This is a genomic window from Nonomuraea sp. NPDC052265 (genome assembly GCF_044547985.1).
Lineage (GTDB): Bacteria > Actinomycetota > Actinomycetes > Streptosporangiales > Streptosporangiaceae > Nonomuraea.
In genome coordinates this window covers 714,216-729,552 of sequence record NZ_JBIUBJ010000001.1, presented here as the reverse complement: position 1 = coordinate 729,552, position 15,337 = coordinate 714,216, and the positions used below count along the sequence as shown (strand labels likewise).

The following is a 15,337-nucleotide window of genomic DNA, read 5'->3' as shown; positions in this document are numbered from 1 at the left end:
ATGCGCCGTCGACTGCTCTCCTCCACACTGGTCGTCGCGGTCATCGCGGTCCTGTTGCTGGGGGTCCCCCTGGGCGTCGTGGTCAGCCGTCTGATCGTTGACGAGGCGGCTCAGGAGCTCGGGGCGGAAGCCAAACGTCTCGTGGGCGAGGTCGAGTACGCCCGCGTCCAGGAGACCCCGCTCGATCCGCAGCAACTGGAGCAGAAGTACCCGGGCAGGTACATACAGATCTGGGAACGCGGAACCCCTCTCAGGGTGACCGTCGTCGGCACCGCGCCGGCGTCGGGTCACCTGATGACCGAGGACGCACAGACCAACACAGGCGTCTATGTCCGCATAAGTCGTGACAGAGACCAGGTCGAGCGGGACGTACGCGCCAGGCTCCTGCTGATCGTGGCCCTGGCCGTCGCGGCGCTCGCGGTTGCCGTGAGCCTGGCCGTCGTACAGTCGCGCAGGCTGACGTTGCCCCTCCAGGACCTGGCGAAGATCGCCGAGCGACTGGGGTCGGGCGACGCGCGGCCGAGCAAGCACCGCTACGGCATCCCCGAACTGGACCGCGTGGCCCAGGTGCTCGACCGCAGCGCCACCCGCATCTCCGACCTGCTCACCCGCGAACGCGAGTTCGCCACCGACGCCTCCCATCAGCTCCGCACGCCCCTGACCGGCCTGACCATGCGCCTGGAGGAGATCGTCGCCGCCTCGAACGACCCGGAGGTCGTCCGTGAGGAGGGCGAGGCGGCCATCGTGCAGGCCGAGCGGCTGACCGCGGTGATCGACGAGCTGCTGGCGGCCGCCCGTCGTCAGCGCCACGCCCAGGCCGAGCCCGTCGCCATCGACGAGGTGCTCATCCAGCAGATCACCGAGTGGGAGCCGGTCTTCCGCGAGGCGGGCCGCACGTTGCACCTCGACGGCACCCGCGGCCTGAAGGCGATGGCCACCACCGGCGGCTTCGGCCAGGTCATCGCCTCGCTGCTGGAGAACTCCGTGCGCCACGGCGGCGGCACGGTCACCGTCACCAGCACCAGCGGCGACAACTACATCGTGATCGAGGTCTCCGACGAGGGCCCCGGCATCGCCGACGAGATCGCACCCAAGATCTTCGAGCGGAACGTCAGCGGCGGCGGAGGCACCGGCCTCGGGCTCACCCTCGCCCGCGCGCTGGCCGCCGCCGACGGCGGACGACTGGAACTGGTGCGGCGCCGACCGGCGACGTTCGCCATCTTCCTGCGCCCGGCCGAGGAGGACAGCAGGAACCGCGTGGTCAGCGGTCCTGCCTGACCTCGGGCAGCTCGACCGGGATCGGCTCGGTGGCCTCCAGGAACACCCACTTCTTGTACGACCAGTAGCGGAACAGCGTGCCGAGCCCGACGCCGACGAAGTTGGCGATGTTCAGGCTGACGCCGTCGTGCAGGTGGAGGGTGTACTTGGTGAAGCCGATCACCAGCAGGCCGAACAGCAGGGCGACGCCGTTGAGCAGGAAGAACAGGAAGTATTCGCGGCCGAGGCCGCTCTGCTCGCGGTGGCGGAAGGTCCAGAAGCGGTTGCCCAGGTACGCGAAGGTCGCCGAGAGCGTGGTGGCGAGGACCTTGGCGGTGAGGGGACCCCACTCGAAGCCGAGCAGGAAGAGGTTGTAAACGCCGGTGTCGAACAGGAAGGCGGCGGCCCCGATGCTCCCGAACTTGGCCAGCTCGTGGACCAGGGACTCGAACCGCTGGTAGAGGCGCTTGGCAAACTCCACGTCCGCGCTCGGTCCTTTCCCTAGTCGAGACTGACCATCTCAGCGTACCGGCGATGTCGTACGGCCGGTGTCAGGGGGCCGAACATCCCTCGCAAAGACGACTTCTAGAAATATCGTCTTATGAGCGGCATTTCTGAAAGATCGGCATTACGCTGCCGTTCAGATCGCGGGCCCGCCCGCGATGTCGGACCTGCCGCTCCAGACGGCCGCCCTCCCGGGAGCCACCTGTGCCGCTTCGACTGCTCGTGCTGGTGCTGGCCCTGCTCACAGCGGGCTGTGGCACGACCGGCGGCGCCCCGGTGCTCCAGGAGGACCGCACGCCTGCGCCGGCAGCCGCGCCACGGGTCGACCCGGCGACCGCCGGGCAGGCGTTCTCGCTGCTCAGGCAGCTCGACGAAGCCTGGCGGCGGCGGGACTGCGCCGCCGTACGGGAGCTGACCACGTGGGCGGAGCGGACGCTGGACGGCCGTGCCTGCGAGGCGACCCGGAACGGCCGTCCAGCCCTCCCCGCCGACCCCGGTTACCTGCTGCCCGACGAGGGCGACTGGTTCGCCGCGCTGGCCCGCGAGCCCACGCCCGCGTACTACCTGTTCTTCCTGGAGGACGGACGCTGGCGGCTGGGCGCCGGTCCGGTCCCCGTGCCTGTGCCCGTGCCCGTGCCTGTGCCCGTGCCCGGCGAGCCGGCGCGGGAGGCCACCGAGGCGCCGTCGTCGCTGGTCAGGCCGGCCCGCCTGGTGCCGCAGCGGCACCTCACGTACCTCACCGACCCGGCCGGGGTGGCGGGGGTGCGCTTCCCGGCGGGCGACCCGCTGCGCGGCCTGCTCAAGGACGTCACCGCCCAGCGCGCCGACGTGGAGCTGTACGGGACCCGTACCCTCGCGATCCCGGTGGCCGCCGATTCCGTCCTGGTGTTCGACGCCCTGCGCCTCACGTACGAGGGCGGGCGCACGGACCTGGTGGTGACGGCCAGCCTCGTCGGCGCGGGCAACCGGATCAGGACGCTCGGGCTGCGGCGGGGGCGCGCGAGTTGAACAGACGCTCGTGCTGCGGCGGGGGCGTGCTGGTTGACAACGGCGAGGTAGTCGTTCCGTCCCGGTAAGCTCACCTCACGTGAGTTCCTACAGTCCCATCGGGCCGGTCGTCGGCGTGGTCGGCGCCGGCCAGCTCGCCCGGATGACGCAGCAGCCGGCCATCGCGCTCGGGGTCGAGCTGAGGGTGCTGGCCGCCGCCCCCGGAGAGAGCGCCGCACGAGTGATCGTCGACACCCGGGTCGGAGACTACCGCGACCTGGCCGACCTGCGCGCGTTCGCCCAGGGCTGCGACGCGATCACGTTCGACCACGAGCACGTGCCGACCGAGCACATCAGGGCCCTGATCGCCGACGGCCACGCCGTGCACCCGGGCGCCGACGCGCTCGTGCACGCCCAGGACAAGGCGGTCATGCGCGAACGGCTGACCGCGATCGGCGTGCCGTGCCCCGCCTGGGCCCACGTCGCCTCCGCGGAGGACGTCTCGGCGTTCGCCGGCGAGCACGGCTGGCCGGTGGTGCTGAAGTCGGTGCGCGGCGGCTACGACGGGCGCGGCGTGTGGGTCTGCCGCACCCCCGAGGAGGTGGCCGAGGCGTTCGCGACCGGCGTCGAGCTGATGGCCGAGGCGTTCGTGCCGTTCGAACGGGAGCTCGCGGTGCTGGTGGCCCGCTCGCCCCACGGGCAGGGCGTCAGCTACCCGGTCGTGGAGACCGTGCAGCAGGACGGCATCTGCGTCGAGGTGCTCGCCCCCGCCCCCGGCATGGACCCGGAGGAGGCCGCCGTCGCCCAGCGCATCGGCCTGAAGATCGCCCACGAGCTGGGCGTGACCGGGCTGCTGGCGGTGGAGCTGTTCCAGACCGCGGACGGCCTCGTGGTGAACGAGCTGGCCATGCGCCCCCACAACAGCGGCCACTGGACGATCGAGGGCTCGACCACGTCCCAGTTCGAGCAGCATCTGCGGGCAGTGCTCGACCTGCCGCTCGGCTCGCCCTCGATGACCGCCCCCGTCGTCGTCATGGCCAACCTGCTGGGCGGCGACGACCCCGACCTGTTCAAGCGCTACGAGCACGTGCTGGCCCACGACCCCGGCATCAAGCTGCACTTCTACGGCAAGGAAGTGCGTCCGGGACGCAAGATCGGGCACGTCACGGCCCTGGGCTCCGACCTCGACAAGGTCCGCGCCCGCGCCCGCCACGCCGCCGTCTACCTGATGACCGGGGAGTACACGTGACAGAAGGAGGCGGCGTGAAGATCGGGATCGTCATGGGGTCGGATTCCGACTGGCCCGTGATGAAGGCCGCGGCCGAGGCCGTGGCGGAGTTCGGGGTGCCGTTCGAGGCCGACGTCGTCTCGGCCCACCGCATGCCGGTCGAGATGATCGAGTACGGGCGGCAGGCGGCCTCCCGCGGCATCCGGGTGATCATCGCGGGCGCCGGCGGCGCGGCGCACCTGCCGGGCATGCTGGCCTCGGTCACGCCGCTGCCGGTGATCGGCGTGCCGGTGCCGCTGAAGTACCTCGACGGGATGGACTCCCTGCTGTCGATCGTCCAGATGCCGGCCGGGGTGCCGGTGGCGACGGTGGCGGTCGGGGGCGCGCGCAACGCGGGGTTGCTGGCCGTCCGCATCCTCGGGGCCTCCGACGCCGGGCTGCGCGAGCGCATGGAGGAGTTCCAGGGGCGCCTCAAGGAGCAGGCGTACGCCAAGGGTGAGAAGCTGCGAGCGGAGGCCGCGGAGCTCTGAGCAGGCCGCTCAGAGCTTTTCAGGCCCTTTCGGAGCCGTTCCGTGGCGTTCGCGGGGCGGGCGCCCAGGAGGTCGTTCTCCGGGCGCCCGGCGAGCCGCGGCGGCCCCCTACGGTGGGCCCGGGGCTACGGCGGGCCCAGGGGCTATGGGCGGCCGAGTGCCCGGTAGTGCCAGCCGGCCGAGCGCCACACCTCGGCGTTGAGCGCGTTGCGGCCGTCGACGATGCGCCGGGTCGCGACCACCGCGCCCAGCTCCTCCGGATCGAGCTCCAGGAACTCTTTCCACTCCGTCAGCAGCAGCACCACGTGCGCCCCGCGGACCGCCTCGACGGCCGACTCGCCGTAGTTCAGCTCCGGATGAGCCTTACGAGCGTTGTCGAGCGCGATCGGGTCGTAGACGGTGACCTGTCCGCCCTGGTGGCCGATCGTCACGGCGACGTCCAGGGCGGGGGAGTCGCGAATGTCGTCCGAGTTCGGCTTGAAGGCCGCACCCAGAACGCCGACCGTGCATCCGTGGAACGAGCCGCCCGCCAGCTCTCTGGCCAGGTCGACCATGCGGGCACGGCGGCGCATGTTGATCGCGTCGACCTCGCGCAGGAACGTCAGCGCCTGGTCGGCCCCCAGCTCGCCGGCCCGCGCCATGAAGGCCCTGATGTCCTTGGGCAGGCAGCCGCCGCCGAAGCCGAGCCCGGCGTTGAGGAAGCGCCCGCCGATGCGGTCGTCGTACGAGAGCGCCTCGGAGAGCTGCTTGACGTCGGCGTGCGCGGCCTCGCAGACCTCGGCCATGGCGTTGATGAAGGAGATCTTGGTGGCGAGGAAGGCGTTGGCCGCCGTCTTGACCAGCTCCGAGGTCGCGAAGTCGGTCACCACGAAGGGCACTTCCCCGAGCGGCGCGTACACGTCGCGCAGCACCTTCTCGGCCCGCTCCGAGCGCACGCCGAGCACGATGCGGTCGGGGTGGAGGGTGTCCTCCACCGCGAAGCCCTCGCGCAGGAACTCAGGGTTCCACGCCAGCTCGACGCCGACGCCCGCGGGGGCCAGACGGGCGAGCTTGTCGGCCATGCGCTCGGCGGTGCCGACCGGCACGGTGGACTTGCCCACGACCAGGCACTCGCGGTCGAGCAGCGGCGCGAGCGAGTCGATGGCGCTGTCCATGTACGACACGTCCGCGGCGTACTCGCCCTTCTTCTGGGGCGTGCCGACGCAGACGAAGTGCACGTCGCCGAAGGCCGCGACCTCTTCGTAGGAGCTGGTGAAGCGAAGGCGGCCGGAGTCGAGCCCACGGCGGAGCACGGGTTCCAGCCCGGGCTCGTGAATGGGGAGCTCACCGTTGTTCAGCCGGCGGATCTTGTCCGCGTCAATGTCGAGGCCCAGGACTTCGAATCCGAGATCCGCCATGCAGGACGCATGCGTGATGCCCAGGTATCCGGTCCCGATCACCGTGAGGCGATATGGCACGAGCGAGCTCCTTTCGATCGCCAGGCATGCTACCGGCCTTCGCTACCTCCTTCGTGCCACCTGCATCTGTTCGCAAACCGTACTAGCTGGTAACAAAGTGCTCGGACGTCCTAGTATCTACGCATGAGCTTCCCTCTCTATGCGCCCGCCGAAGAGCACGACATGCTCAGGGAGACGGTCCGCGCCCTGGCCGACGAGAAGATCGCGCCGCAGGCCGCGGCGGCCGACGAGTCCGAAGAGTTCCCCTGGGACGTCTACAAGGCCCTCGTCGCCGCCGACCTGCACGCCGTGCACGTTCCCGAGGAGTACGGAGGTGCCGGGGCGGACGCGCTGGCCGCGGTGATCGTCATCGAGGAGGTCGCGCGGGCCTGCGCGTCGTCCTCGCTCATCCCCGCGGTCAACAAGCTGGGCACCGTGCCGCTCCTGCTCTCGGCGTCCGAGGAGCTCAAGCAGCGTTATCTGGCGCCGGTGGCGCGGGGCGAGGCCATGTTCTCGTACGCGCTGTCCGAGCCGGAGGCGGGTTCCGACGCCGCCGCCATGAAGACCCGCGCCGTTCTCGACGGCGACCACTACGTGCTCAACGGCACCAAGATGTGGATCACCAACGCCGGCGTCTCCGAGTACTACACGCTGATGGCCGTGACGGACCCGTCCGCGGGCGCCCGGGGCATCTCCGCCTTCGTGGTGGAGAAGTCCGACGAAGGGGTGTCCTTCGGGCCGAAGGAGAAGAAGCTCGGCATCAAGGCCTCGCCCACCCGCCAGGTGATCCTGGAGAACGTACGCATCCCGGCGTCCCGCATGATCGGCGAGCCCGGCACCGGCTTCAAGACGGCCCTCGCCACCCTCGACCACACCCGCGTCACCATCGCCGCCCAGGCGCTGGGCATCGCCCAGGGCGCCCTGGACTACGCGATCGGCTACGTCAAGGAGCGCAAGCAGTTCGGCCGCGCGATCGGCGACTTCCAGGGCCTGCAGTTCATGATCGCCGACATGGCGATGAAGCTGGAGGCCGCCCGGCAGCTGACCTACCGCGCCGCCGCCAAGAGCGAGCTGGCGATGCACGGCCGGCCGCAGAAGGACCTGACGTTCCTGTCGAGCGCCGCCAAGTGCGCCGCCTCGGACGCCGCCATGGAGATCACCACGGACGCGGTGCAGCTCCTGGGCGGGTACGGGTACACGAAGGACTTCCCGGTGGAACGCATGATGCGCGACGCCAAGATCACCCAGATCTACGAGGGCACCAACCAGATCCAGCGCATGGTGATGGCCCGCCAGCTCCTCAAGTAACCCCTGACGTGCGAGAACCCCGCCTGCCGGTCGGCTGGGGCGGGGTACGCCGTCCTGGGGTCGTACGGCCTGGACGAACCGGCCGCCGGCCCGGCGGACTCAGAGCCGGGTGTGCACGAGGGTGACTCGGCGGGCGTCCAGGACAGTGCCGCCGTCGTCCAGGACGATTTCCGCTGGGACGGGCCGACTCAGGAAAGCCAGCAGGCTCGCCGTCAACCCGTACGCGCCGACGTTGGGGATCTCCAGGACATCGCCTATGTTCGGCACAGGGATGTCGGCCGACCGGCTCAGGATGTCCAGCGGAGTGCACAGCGGGCCCACGAGGCTGAGACGGCCGTCCCGCGGCGCGATGGCAGGAGCGGCGACCGGCTGGGCGTCAGGAGTGAGAATGCGTCCCAGCCCCGACATTCCGCCGAGGGCGTTGACGCCCACGTCGAGAACGACATAGGTACTCCCGGAACGTGGTTTGACGTCAAGTACGCTGGTCAACAACGATCCGCAGCCGCCTACCAGGTACCGGCCGGACTCGAACGCGATCTCCGGCCGGCCTGCGCGCCACCCGGGCAGGCTTCGGTCGAGCGCGGCGGTCAGGGCGTGGCGCAGGTCGGCGTAGACGGGCCGTGATCCGGGGCGGGCATATGGAGCTGCGAAACCGCCGCCGATGTCGATGAGGCGGCCGACGCTCCCCGCCTGCCGCAGCACCTCAGCCGCCGTCTTGATGCTGAGCTCGAACTCCGCCGTGAGCCCGTCGGCGTCGGAGATGTTCGTCGCCGGGAAGATGTGCACGCCGACGAGGCGGAGCGGGCCTTTGTCGCCGGCGGTCCGCAGGAGGTCGACGGCTGTCTCCGGCGTCATCCCGAACTGGGTGGTGGCGCCGGTCATCCGCAACCCGGTCACCCCGGTGGCCGCCTGGACGCCGTTGAGGCGTAGCAATACGTCGAGCTCGGCGGCGTGGTGTGATGCGATACGCTCCAGACGTTCGAAGTCGGCCCGCGATTCCACCGAGAACGTCCGAACGCCGCGCCGCACGGCGTCGTCGAGTTCTTCGGCACTCTTCCCCGGTCCGGTCATCAGGCAGCGTCCGGGTGCTTGTCCTGCTGACAGCGCGGCCGTCAGCTCGGCGGCCGAGCTCACCTCGCAGTGCAGGCCCTGACGGACGAACTCCGAGATCAGCAGGGGGTGCGGATTCGCCTTGACCGAATAGTAGAGCCGCGTCCGCTCGGGAAGCTGGCGCCGCAGCTGCGTGACCGCGGTCCGCACCTCGGCGAGGCGGTAGACGTACAGGGGACTTCCGTACCGGTCGATCAGTTCTCTCACTCTGTCACCACCAGGTCGGCGCCGAGCTGGACCTTGTCGATCTTGCCGCTCGTGGTTCGCGGCATCGCCCGCACGATGAGGCAGCGATCGGGAACCTTCGCCGTTCCCAGCCGATCCGCGACTTCTTTCATGACGCGTTCGGGGCGTAAGGCGGACTGGATCCACAGAACGCATTCCTGGTTCCGGCCGACCAGCGCGGCCGCGGCCTCCAGTACACCCGGAACGTCGAGGGCAGCCGCCTCGATCTCGTTCAGGCTCGTACGAACGCCGTTGCGCTTGAAGATGTCGTCCCGGCGGCCGACGAATGTCAGCGCGCCGTCATCGTCCAGGAATCCGTGGTCACCGGTACGCAGACGACGTTCGCCGGTGACGGAGTCCACGGGAAAGCGCCGCGCGGACGCCTCCGGGTCGGCCCAGTAACCGTCCATGACATGGGGACCTCGTACGACGATCTCGCCGACCATCCCCGTCGGAAGCGTCTCACCGTCCGGCCCGACGACCTCGACGTGTGTACCCGGCAGCGCGGTTCCGACGGTGTTCGGTTTCACCAGATCCGCATCGGGAGAGGCGATGGTGATGCGTTTGCACTCGGTCATGCCGTACATGGCCACGATGCTCACGCCGGGGAACGCCTCGCGGAGTCTCGCGGCGACCGCAGAGGTGAGCTCCGCCCCAGTGTTGGTGATCAGCCTCGGCCTCAGCGTGTCCTGTCGTCCCGCCAGGCGCAGCAGGGTCAACGCCGCCGGCGGGACCAAGGGCAGCACGGTGGCCCCGCTGTCGCGCATCGAGCGGTAGACCGAGAGCTCGTCGTGAGCGGCGGAGACGACGAGTTCCGCGCCTGCCTCGGCGCAGAGGAAGGCCTGGTAGAGACCGTAGTCGAAAGACAGGGGGAGCCGGCAGAAGACGACGTCGTCGGGCCGGTAGGCGAGCCTGGCGGCGATGGCGCGCGTCGCGAACGTCACCTGCCGGTGGCGCGACACCACCCCCTTGGGGCCTGCCGTCGAACCGGAGGTGTAGATGAGCACGGCGACATCCGACGGATCCACCACCGTGTCGGCCGTCGGCCGGTCGATCGTCTCCCATTCGCCGAGCAGCTCGTCGAGACCAGCCACACGGTGTTCAGGAGGGATCGTGGCCGCGGTACGCGGCGCGTCCGGGGATTCGGCCAGGATCAGCCGCGGCTCGCAGTCACGAATGATCGCTTGGAGCTGATACGGCCGTGCCTGTGAGCTCACCGGTACGAGGATGATTCCGGAGCGCAGAGCTCCGTAGAGGATCGCCAGGAGGTGGCGGGAGTTGGGCAGGAATGTCAGCAGGCGGTCCCCGTGGCCGAGGCCGCGGTACCTCAGCCAGCCGGCGACACGTTCGGCGGCGGCGAGCAGCTCGCGGTAGGTCCAGGACCCTGTGTCGTCTCGTACGGCACGAGCGTCCGGCGCCGCCGCGGCCGCCCGGTCCATGAGCCGGTGGACGGGGCCGAGGTCGGCGAGCAGCCGCTCCATGGTTGTGTCAGTCATGGCCGTGTGCCCGCGCTGCTGCTTCCTGGGCCGGACGGTCCGCACGCAGACGGTCGATCTGCTGCCACAGGCTGCCCGCCGTCGCGAACGTCTCGAAGGCCAGCAGCTCGTCCGACATCTCGATGTCGTACGCGGCCTCCAGCGACGTCAGCAGCTCGACCGTGCCGAGCGAATCGAGGCCGAACTCGGCCAGTTCCAGGTCGGAACGCAGGTCCTCCTCCTCCGGCAGAAACCGCAGCACACCCCGCAGCAGTGCTTCGAACTGCTCGTCCCAGGGTTTCCCGGCCGAGCGCGGTTCGCGCGCGGCTTCTGGGGGCGGAAGCGCGTCGGTGTCCAGTTCGCCCGTGGGCGTCAAGGGCCAATGCTCCACCTGCACCACGGCGTCCAGGGCCAGACGGCGCGGAAGCCGCCCGGACGCCTTGCGCCGCAGCTCCTGAGTGTCCAGCGTGACGCCGTCGTCGGCGCGTACGTAGCCGACGATCCGCCGGTCGGCGCCCTGGAGCACGACAGACGTCTCCCGCGTACCCGGCAGGCGGCGCAACTCCTGCTGAACCTGGGCGAGGTCCAGGAACTGCCCGTTGGCCGCGGTCAGAGCGGCGCGGGGGCCGAGGTGCTCCAACGTGCCGGCCTCGTGCCACCGGGCCAGCAGGCCTGTCCGCACCATCCGGGCACCAGGAGGGCCGTGGGGGTCGGGCACGAACTTCTCGGCCGTCCGGGCCGGATCGTCCAGGTATCCGGTGGCGAGTACGGTCCCGCCGAGACAGAGCTCCCCGATGGCACCGATCGGCACCATGCCCTGCCGGCTGTCGAGCACTCGCACCGTCACCCCGGGCAGCGGCCTTCCGCCGGCGGCCACCCATCCGGCTGTCTGGGGAAGACCGCACGCGACCAGCCGATTGTCTGCCCCAGGTGGCGCCGTCGAGACCGATCGCAGATCACGGCACCTGATAGGGGTGGTCCCTCCCACGACCAGTCCGCCACCGGTGGCAAGGGGCAGCATGATCTCCCCGAGCGCCGCCCATGACGTCGGGGGACTCATGAGCCCCCATTCGACGCCGGGACCGATCTTGACACCGTGCTCGGTCAGCGCGGCCGTCATGCCGGCGAGCGCCTGCGCGAGTGAGGACCGCGACACCACCACACCGGAGGTGGCGTCGATGGGGAGCACACAGCTCGCACCGGCGAGGCCGCGACCGGGAACGGCCCCGCCGGTGTGGACGACACTGACCCCATCGGGGGCCCCGGCCGTCTCCGGCGCGTCCGTCACCATGACGTGGTGGAGGGGGACGACGTCGTCCGGCCGTACGTGCACCCAGGCGGCGTCCACCTTCGAGACGGCGAGCACGGCCAGCGGCAGCCGATGGTCGGGCGTCACGGCCAGCGCCACCAGAGAGCCCGGTCCGGCACCGGTCTGCCGGATGCGGTCGGCGAGGCGGTCGGCGGCCCTGTCGAGCTCGCGGTAGGTGAGGGACGCGGAGGCGTCCACTGTCGCGACCGCATCCGGATGGTCGCGTACGCAGGCTTCGAACAGCTCCAGGAAGGTCGTCGGCCGTCGGTCCGTCGACGGCGTGGCGGTCACGGCCCGGAGATTCGTCAGCTCGTCGGCGGGCAGGCAGGAGGCTGCAGCGTCTCCGGCGGCCCCCTCGGACATCTCCTCCAGCACCCGGCGATACAGAGCGCCGAGGCGTTCGGCGTTCTTCCTGCTGAGCACATGGGTGGTGGTGTTCAGCTTCACCACCCCCGAGGTGGTGAAGACGTGAAGCGCGAACTCGTTGTCGGTCTCCGTGACGGTGGCGGTCCATTCGAGGAGCCGCTTGTCGACGTGATGGAAGTCGAGGTAGTTGAACATGACCTCCAGCAACCGGTCATGGTTTCCGTACTCGTGCTGGATGGCCTGCATCGGCAGGCGGCGGTGCGGCCACATCTCCGCCAGGCGGTCATGGACGGACGTCACCAGCTCACCCCACGTCCGCGCGCCTTCAGGCATGGAGATGGAGAGCGTGTTCAGGTACATGCCGGCGACGTGTTCGGCACCGACCATCTCCGGCCGCGCGTCGCAGACCAGGCCGGTGAAGAATCGGTCCGTCCCCGCCACCATGTTCATGACCTTGAGGTGTGCGGCGAGCAGCACCGCCTTCAGCGACGTCCGGGTCTCCCTGGCGAGCTCGCGCAGCCGTTCTTCGAGATCCAGGTAGAGCACGGTGTGCTGGTAGCGCTCCTCCGGCGCGTCACGATCGCCGTGCCACACCGAAGGAAGCGTCGCCGGCACCCGGTCCCGGTGCACCTGCCGCCAGTACGCGCGGTCGGATTCCGACTCCAACGCTGCGGCTTCCGCGGCGATGTGGTCCGCGTATCGGAACGGGAACGGCTGACTCTCGGGCGGCGCCTTCCCGTCGCGGATGGCGTGGTAGGAGGTCAACAGGTCCATCAGCAACAGGTGGAAGCTCCACCCTTCGACCGTCGGGTGACATTCGGTCAGCGACAGCCACCAGTCGGTCGAGGACGACGAGGTGTGCGCGTGGATCCTGAGCAGCGGAGGCCGCGCCAGATCGAAGAGGACCCGGCGCTGCTCCGCGGCGTACGCCTGGAGCATCGGCTCCCAGTCCTTGAACTCGACGGGCCCGTGCTCGGTCAGACCCGGACGGATGTCAGCGCTCGCGTGCACCACCTGCAGCGGCGTCGAATAGCTGCTCAAGTCGAAGGACGTCCGCAGGATCTCATGCCGGTCCACCAGCAACTGCGCGGCCGCCCTGAGCGCCGCGAGGTCGAGCCCGCGTTCGTCCCTGATCAGAAACGAGGTGGTGTCCTGGTAACGGGCCAGGTCGGGCCGTGCCCGCATCTCGATGATCATTCCGAGCTGGGCCATGGCGCACGGGTAGGCGTCAACCGCGTCAGTCGGAAGTCTGTCCCTGTCCGACTGGCTCACCAGCGCGAAGGGCGCGACACCCGCCGTACCGGTCGCGATGCCCACGCGGTCGGCGACCGCGAGGGTCAGCTCGTCGATGGTCTGGTGGGTCAAGACGTCCGCGGCCGTGACGTCCAGGCCTTCGGATCTGAGACGGGCGGCCAGGGAGACGGCGAGCAGCGAATCGCCGCCCGTGTCGAAGAAGTTCTCCTCGGAGCCGACACGATCTCTCTTGAGCGTCGCCAGCCATGCCGCCTCCACCTGACGGCGCATGTCGTCGTACCAAGCGGTCCCTGCCGTAGCGGGAGAATGTTGTTCCGTACGGCCATGGCCGCCGGCCGGGCGCCGTGGCTCCCGCACCGGCCCGAAGCGCTGCCAGATGTCGGCGAGCGGCGTGTGCGGTTCGAACACTGCCGTGTTCATGAGGAACTCGAACGCCGATGCGAAGCCCCGCGCGGTCTCCTGGTCGAAGAGCGCGACGGCGTACTCCAGATAGATGTGCGGCTGGGCCTCTTCGGACTCCTCGACGTGCAGGTTGAGGTCGAACTTGGCCACCGGATCGGTCTGCAGGCCAAGATGCTCGATCTTGAGGCCGGCGAGGCTGATGGCGCCGTGCTGGCTGCGGTTCATGTCGAACGCCACCTGGAAGAGCGGATTTGCGCCGCCCCTCCGGGTGGGGCTCAGCTCATCCACAACCCACGCGAACGGGACGTCTCGCCGGTCAAGCGCGTCCAGTGCGTGCGTCCGCACCTCCTCCAGCAGATGGAGGAATGACCGGTCCGCATCGCAGTGTGACCGGACCACAACGGTGTTGACGAGATATCCGACGAGCTGATCGAGATCCGGACGGACGCGTGCGCTCACGGGCAGACCCACCGCGATGTCCGTCTGGCCCGAGACCTGCGCGAGCATCGCCTGGAACAAGGCCAGCAAGACGATGGCGGGGGTGGCTCGCCGCTCTTCCGCCAGCCGTTGAACGGCCGCGGCGGTATCGGGCGGGACCAGGATCTCCAGGGCGCCGCCGCGCATGTCGGGCCGGGCGGGTCTCGGCCGGTCCGCCGGAAGGGCGAGGTCGGTGAGCCCGCTGAGTCTGCGACGCCAGTAGTCCAGCTGGGGGCGGAGCTCGTCCGCCGACCTACGTTCTCGTTCCCGCCGGGCATAGTCGGTGTACCGCAAGGAGGGCTCGGGCAGGGATGCCGGCGCACCGGTCGCGTAGTGCGCATAGAGGATGCTGAGTTCCTCGCCGATCCGGCGATAGGAGTTCTCGTCGCAGGCGATGTGATGGATGGTGATCACACACCAGTGGACCTCTGTCTCCAGCTTGAGCAACCTCACCCGTATGGGGTGATCGATGGTCAGGTCCATCGGCGTCCGCCGCATCTGCTCGGCAAGTTGCCGTGCCTGCCCGCGTGCCGCCGCCGGCTCATGTCCACTGAGGTCGATCAATGGCAGGTCGAATGGGCCAGGAGGGTCGATCACCTGGATGGCGCCGTCGTCAGAGTGCTGGTACCTGGTACGCAGGACATCGTGCCGTTCGATGATCCGCTCCCATGCCCGGCGGAGGGAATCGACGCTCAGGGCCCCGGTCAGGCTCATCGACCATGACATGAGATAGGCCGGCGCGGCCGGGTCGAGCTGATGCAGCACCCACATCTGCTGCTGACCGGACGACAGTGGCGACGCCGTCCCCTGATCGAGGCGGCCAAGCGGATGCGTCAGGTCGGGAGCCATGGCGAACCTTTCTGCGGGAGCTGTCATTCGAGCTGCTACCTGCCTCTAGAGGTCGGTACGCGCGCTCAGCGGCCTCATGTCGGTCCAGACCTGTGCGATGCGGTCCAGGCAGGCGGCTTTGGGGCCCGATGTCCCTTCGGCACTCCAGCCGGCCGGCATCTCACGGTCGGCGGGCCAGATCGAGTACTGCTCCTCGTGGTTGACGACCACCAGATAGTCACGGTCGTCGCTGTCGGTCGTCATCGGGCTGCTCCAACTCTCGATCGAGGATCGACTGATCGGGACCATGCCTCAGACCCGTACGACGCCGGCCACCGAGATCGTGATCATCGTCGCAGCGTGGTGGAAGTCTCACCAGGCACACAACCGGCAAGAACGTGCCGCTGTTTGCCGATGAACGGCCGAAACAACTTTCCGGCAGACTGCCGCACGACGATTTCGCCCGGGTGGATGCACTAATGACCTGGGAGAACCGGCACGCCGTCGCAATAACCCCGTCACCCTCCCGCGCCCGCCCCACAGAGGCGTGGAAGCCCGGGTTCCCGCAGGTGGACGATGCCTTTTCCGTCGTCCCGCAGGCATCTTCTGCGGGCCGGGCGCCGCACGAAGATCGGATCTTG

The 15,337-nt window shown here is 69.5% G+C and carries 11 protein-coding genes; 5 read left to right on the top strand and 6 right to left on the bottom strand.

Annotation, left to right across the window (positions count from 1 at the left end):
- Positions 1 to 1,278, top strand: coding sequence for an ATP-binding protein (locus ACIHAD_RS03380; RefSeq protein ID WP_397352715.1), 1,278 nt, complete (start codon positions 1 to 3; stop codon positions 1,276 to 1,278).
- Here ACIHAD_RS03380 and ACIHAD_RS03375 read toward each other — a convergent pair.
- Complete coding sequence (locus tag ACIHAD_RS03375; RefSeq protein WP_397352713.1) at positions 1,262 to 1,738, bottom strand: GtrA family protein; 477 nt, start codon at positions 1,736 to 1,738, stop codon at positions 1,262 to 1,264. The two genes, ACIHAD_RS03380 and ACIHAD_RS03375, sit on opposite strands and share 17 nt — an antisense overlap.
- 227 nt (positions 1,739 to 1,965) lie before the next feature.
- On the opposite strand from ACIHAD_RS03375, the gene ACIHAD_RS03370 reads away from it, so the two are divergent.
- The 3 genes from ACIHAD_RS03370 (at position 1,966) to purE (ending at position 4,506) form a co-directional block, all read left to right on the top strand.
- A complete protein-coding gene (locus ACIHAD_RS03370) occupies positions 1,966 to 2,769 on the top strand; it encodes a hypothetical protein (protein ID WP_397352712.1) in 804 nt (267 codons plus the stop codon).
- A gap of 79 nt (positions 2,770 to 2,848) precedes the next feature.
- Complete coding sequence (locus ACIHAD_RS03365) at positions 2,849 to 3,997, top strand: 5-(carboxyamino)imidazole ribonucleotide synthase (protein ID WP_397352711.1); 1,149 nt, start codon at positions 2,849 to 2,851, stop codon at positions 3,995 to 3,997.
- A gap of 14 nt (positions 3,998 to 4,011) precedes the next feature.
- Positions 4,012 to 4,506 carry a 5-(carboxyamino)imidazole ribonucleotide mutase gene (purE, locus tag ACIHAD_RS03360; protein WP_397352710.1) on the top strand — a complete coding sequence of 165 codons (495 nt, stop codon included), beginning with the start codon at positions 4,012 to 4,014 and terminating at the stop codon, positions 4,504 to 4,506.
- 143 nt (positions 4,507 to 4,649) lie between these two features.
- On the opposite strand, the gene ACIHAD_RS03355 is transcribed toward purE, so the two are convergent.
- On the bottom strand, positions 4,650 to 5,963 hold the full coding sequence (locus ACIHAD_RS03355; protein ID WP_397352709.1) for a UDP-glucose dehydrogenase family protein: 1,314 nt from the start codon (positions 5,961 to 5,963) through the stop codon (positions 4,650 to 4,652).
- 123 nt (positions 5,964 to 6,086) lie between these two features.
- On the opposite strand from ACIHAD_RS03355, the gene ACIHAD_RS03350 reads away from it, so the two are divergent.
- Positions 6,087 to 7,250 (top strand): acyl-CoA dehydrogenase family protein, encoded by a 1,164-nt coding sequence (locus ACIHAD_RS03350; RefSeq protein ID WP_397352708.1) that lies wholly within the window; start codon positions 6,087 to 6,089, stop codon positions 7,248 to 7,250.
- 99 nt (positions 7,251 to 7,349) lie between these two features.
- Here the strand turns inward: ACIHAD_RS03350 and ACIHAD_RS03345 are convergent, their stop codons facing one another.
- From ACIHAD_RS03345 to ACIHAD_RS03330, 4 genes are read right to left on the bottom strand one after another with little or no spacing between them, the layout of a single operon-like run.
- Positions 7,350 to 8,510 carry an alanine racemase gene (locus ACIHAD_RS03345; protein ID WP_397352707.1) on the bottom strand — a complete coding sequence of 387 codons (1,161 nt, stop codon included), beginning with the start codon at positions 8,508 to 8,510 and terminating at the stop codon, positions 7,350 to 7,352.
- A 53-nt stretch (positions 8,511 to 8,563) separates the two neighbouring features.
- The gene (locus ACIHAD_RS03340) at positions 8,564 to 10,024 is read right to left on the bottom strand and encodes a class I adenylate-forming enzyme family protein (RefSeq protein WP_397352706.1); all 1,461 of its coding nucleotides are present in this window, start codon (positions 10,022 to 10,024) and stop codon (positions 8,564 to 8,566) included.
- A 49-nt stretch (positions 10,025 to 10,073) separates the two neighbouring features.
- Positions 10,074 to 14,717 (bottom strand): condensation domain-containing protein, encoded by a 4,644-nt coding sequence (locus ACIHAD_RS03335; protein ID WP_397352705.1) that lies wholly within the window; start codon positions 14,715 to 14,717, stop codon positions 10,074 to 10,076.
- A gap of 45 nt (positions 14,718 to 14,762) precedes the next feature.
- Complete coding sequence (locus ACIHAD_RS03330; RefSeq protein ID WP_397352704.1) at positions 14,763 to 14,960, bottom strand: MbtH family protein; 198 nt, start codon at positions 14,958 to 14,960, stop codon at positions 14,763 to 14,765.
- Between the last annotated feature and the right edge of the window lie 377 nt (positions 14,961 to 15,337).

Excerpts from the sequence above, each read along its gene's own strand:
- ACIHAD_RS03380 (WP_397352715.1), top strand. The coding sequence starts at position 1 with ATGCGCCGTCGACTGCTCTCCTCCACACTGGTCGTCGCGGTCATCGCG.
- ACIHAD_RS03350 (WP_397352708.1), top strand. The coding sequence starts at position 6,087 with ATGAGCTTCCCTCTCTATGCGCCCGCCGAAGAGCACGACATGCTCAGG.
- ACIHAD_RS03340 (WP_397352706.1), bottom strand. The coding sequence starts at position 10,024 with ATGGACCGGGCGGCCGCGGCGGCGCCGGACGCTCGTGCCGTACGAGAC.
- ACIHAD_RS03335 (WP_397352705.1), bottom strand. The coding sequence starts at position 14,717 with ATGGCTCCCGACCTGACGCATCCGCTTGGCCGCCTCGATCAGGGGACG.
- ACIHAD_RS03330 (WP_397352704.1), bottom strand. The coding sequence starts at position 14,960 with ATGACGACCGACAGCGACGACCGTGACTATCTGGTGGTCGTCAACCAC.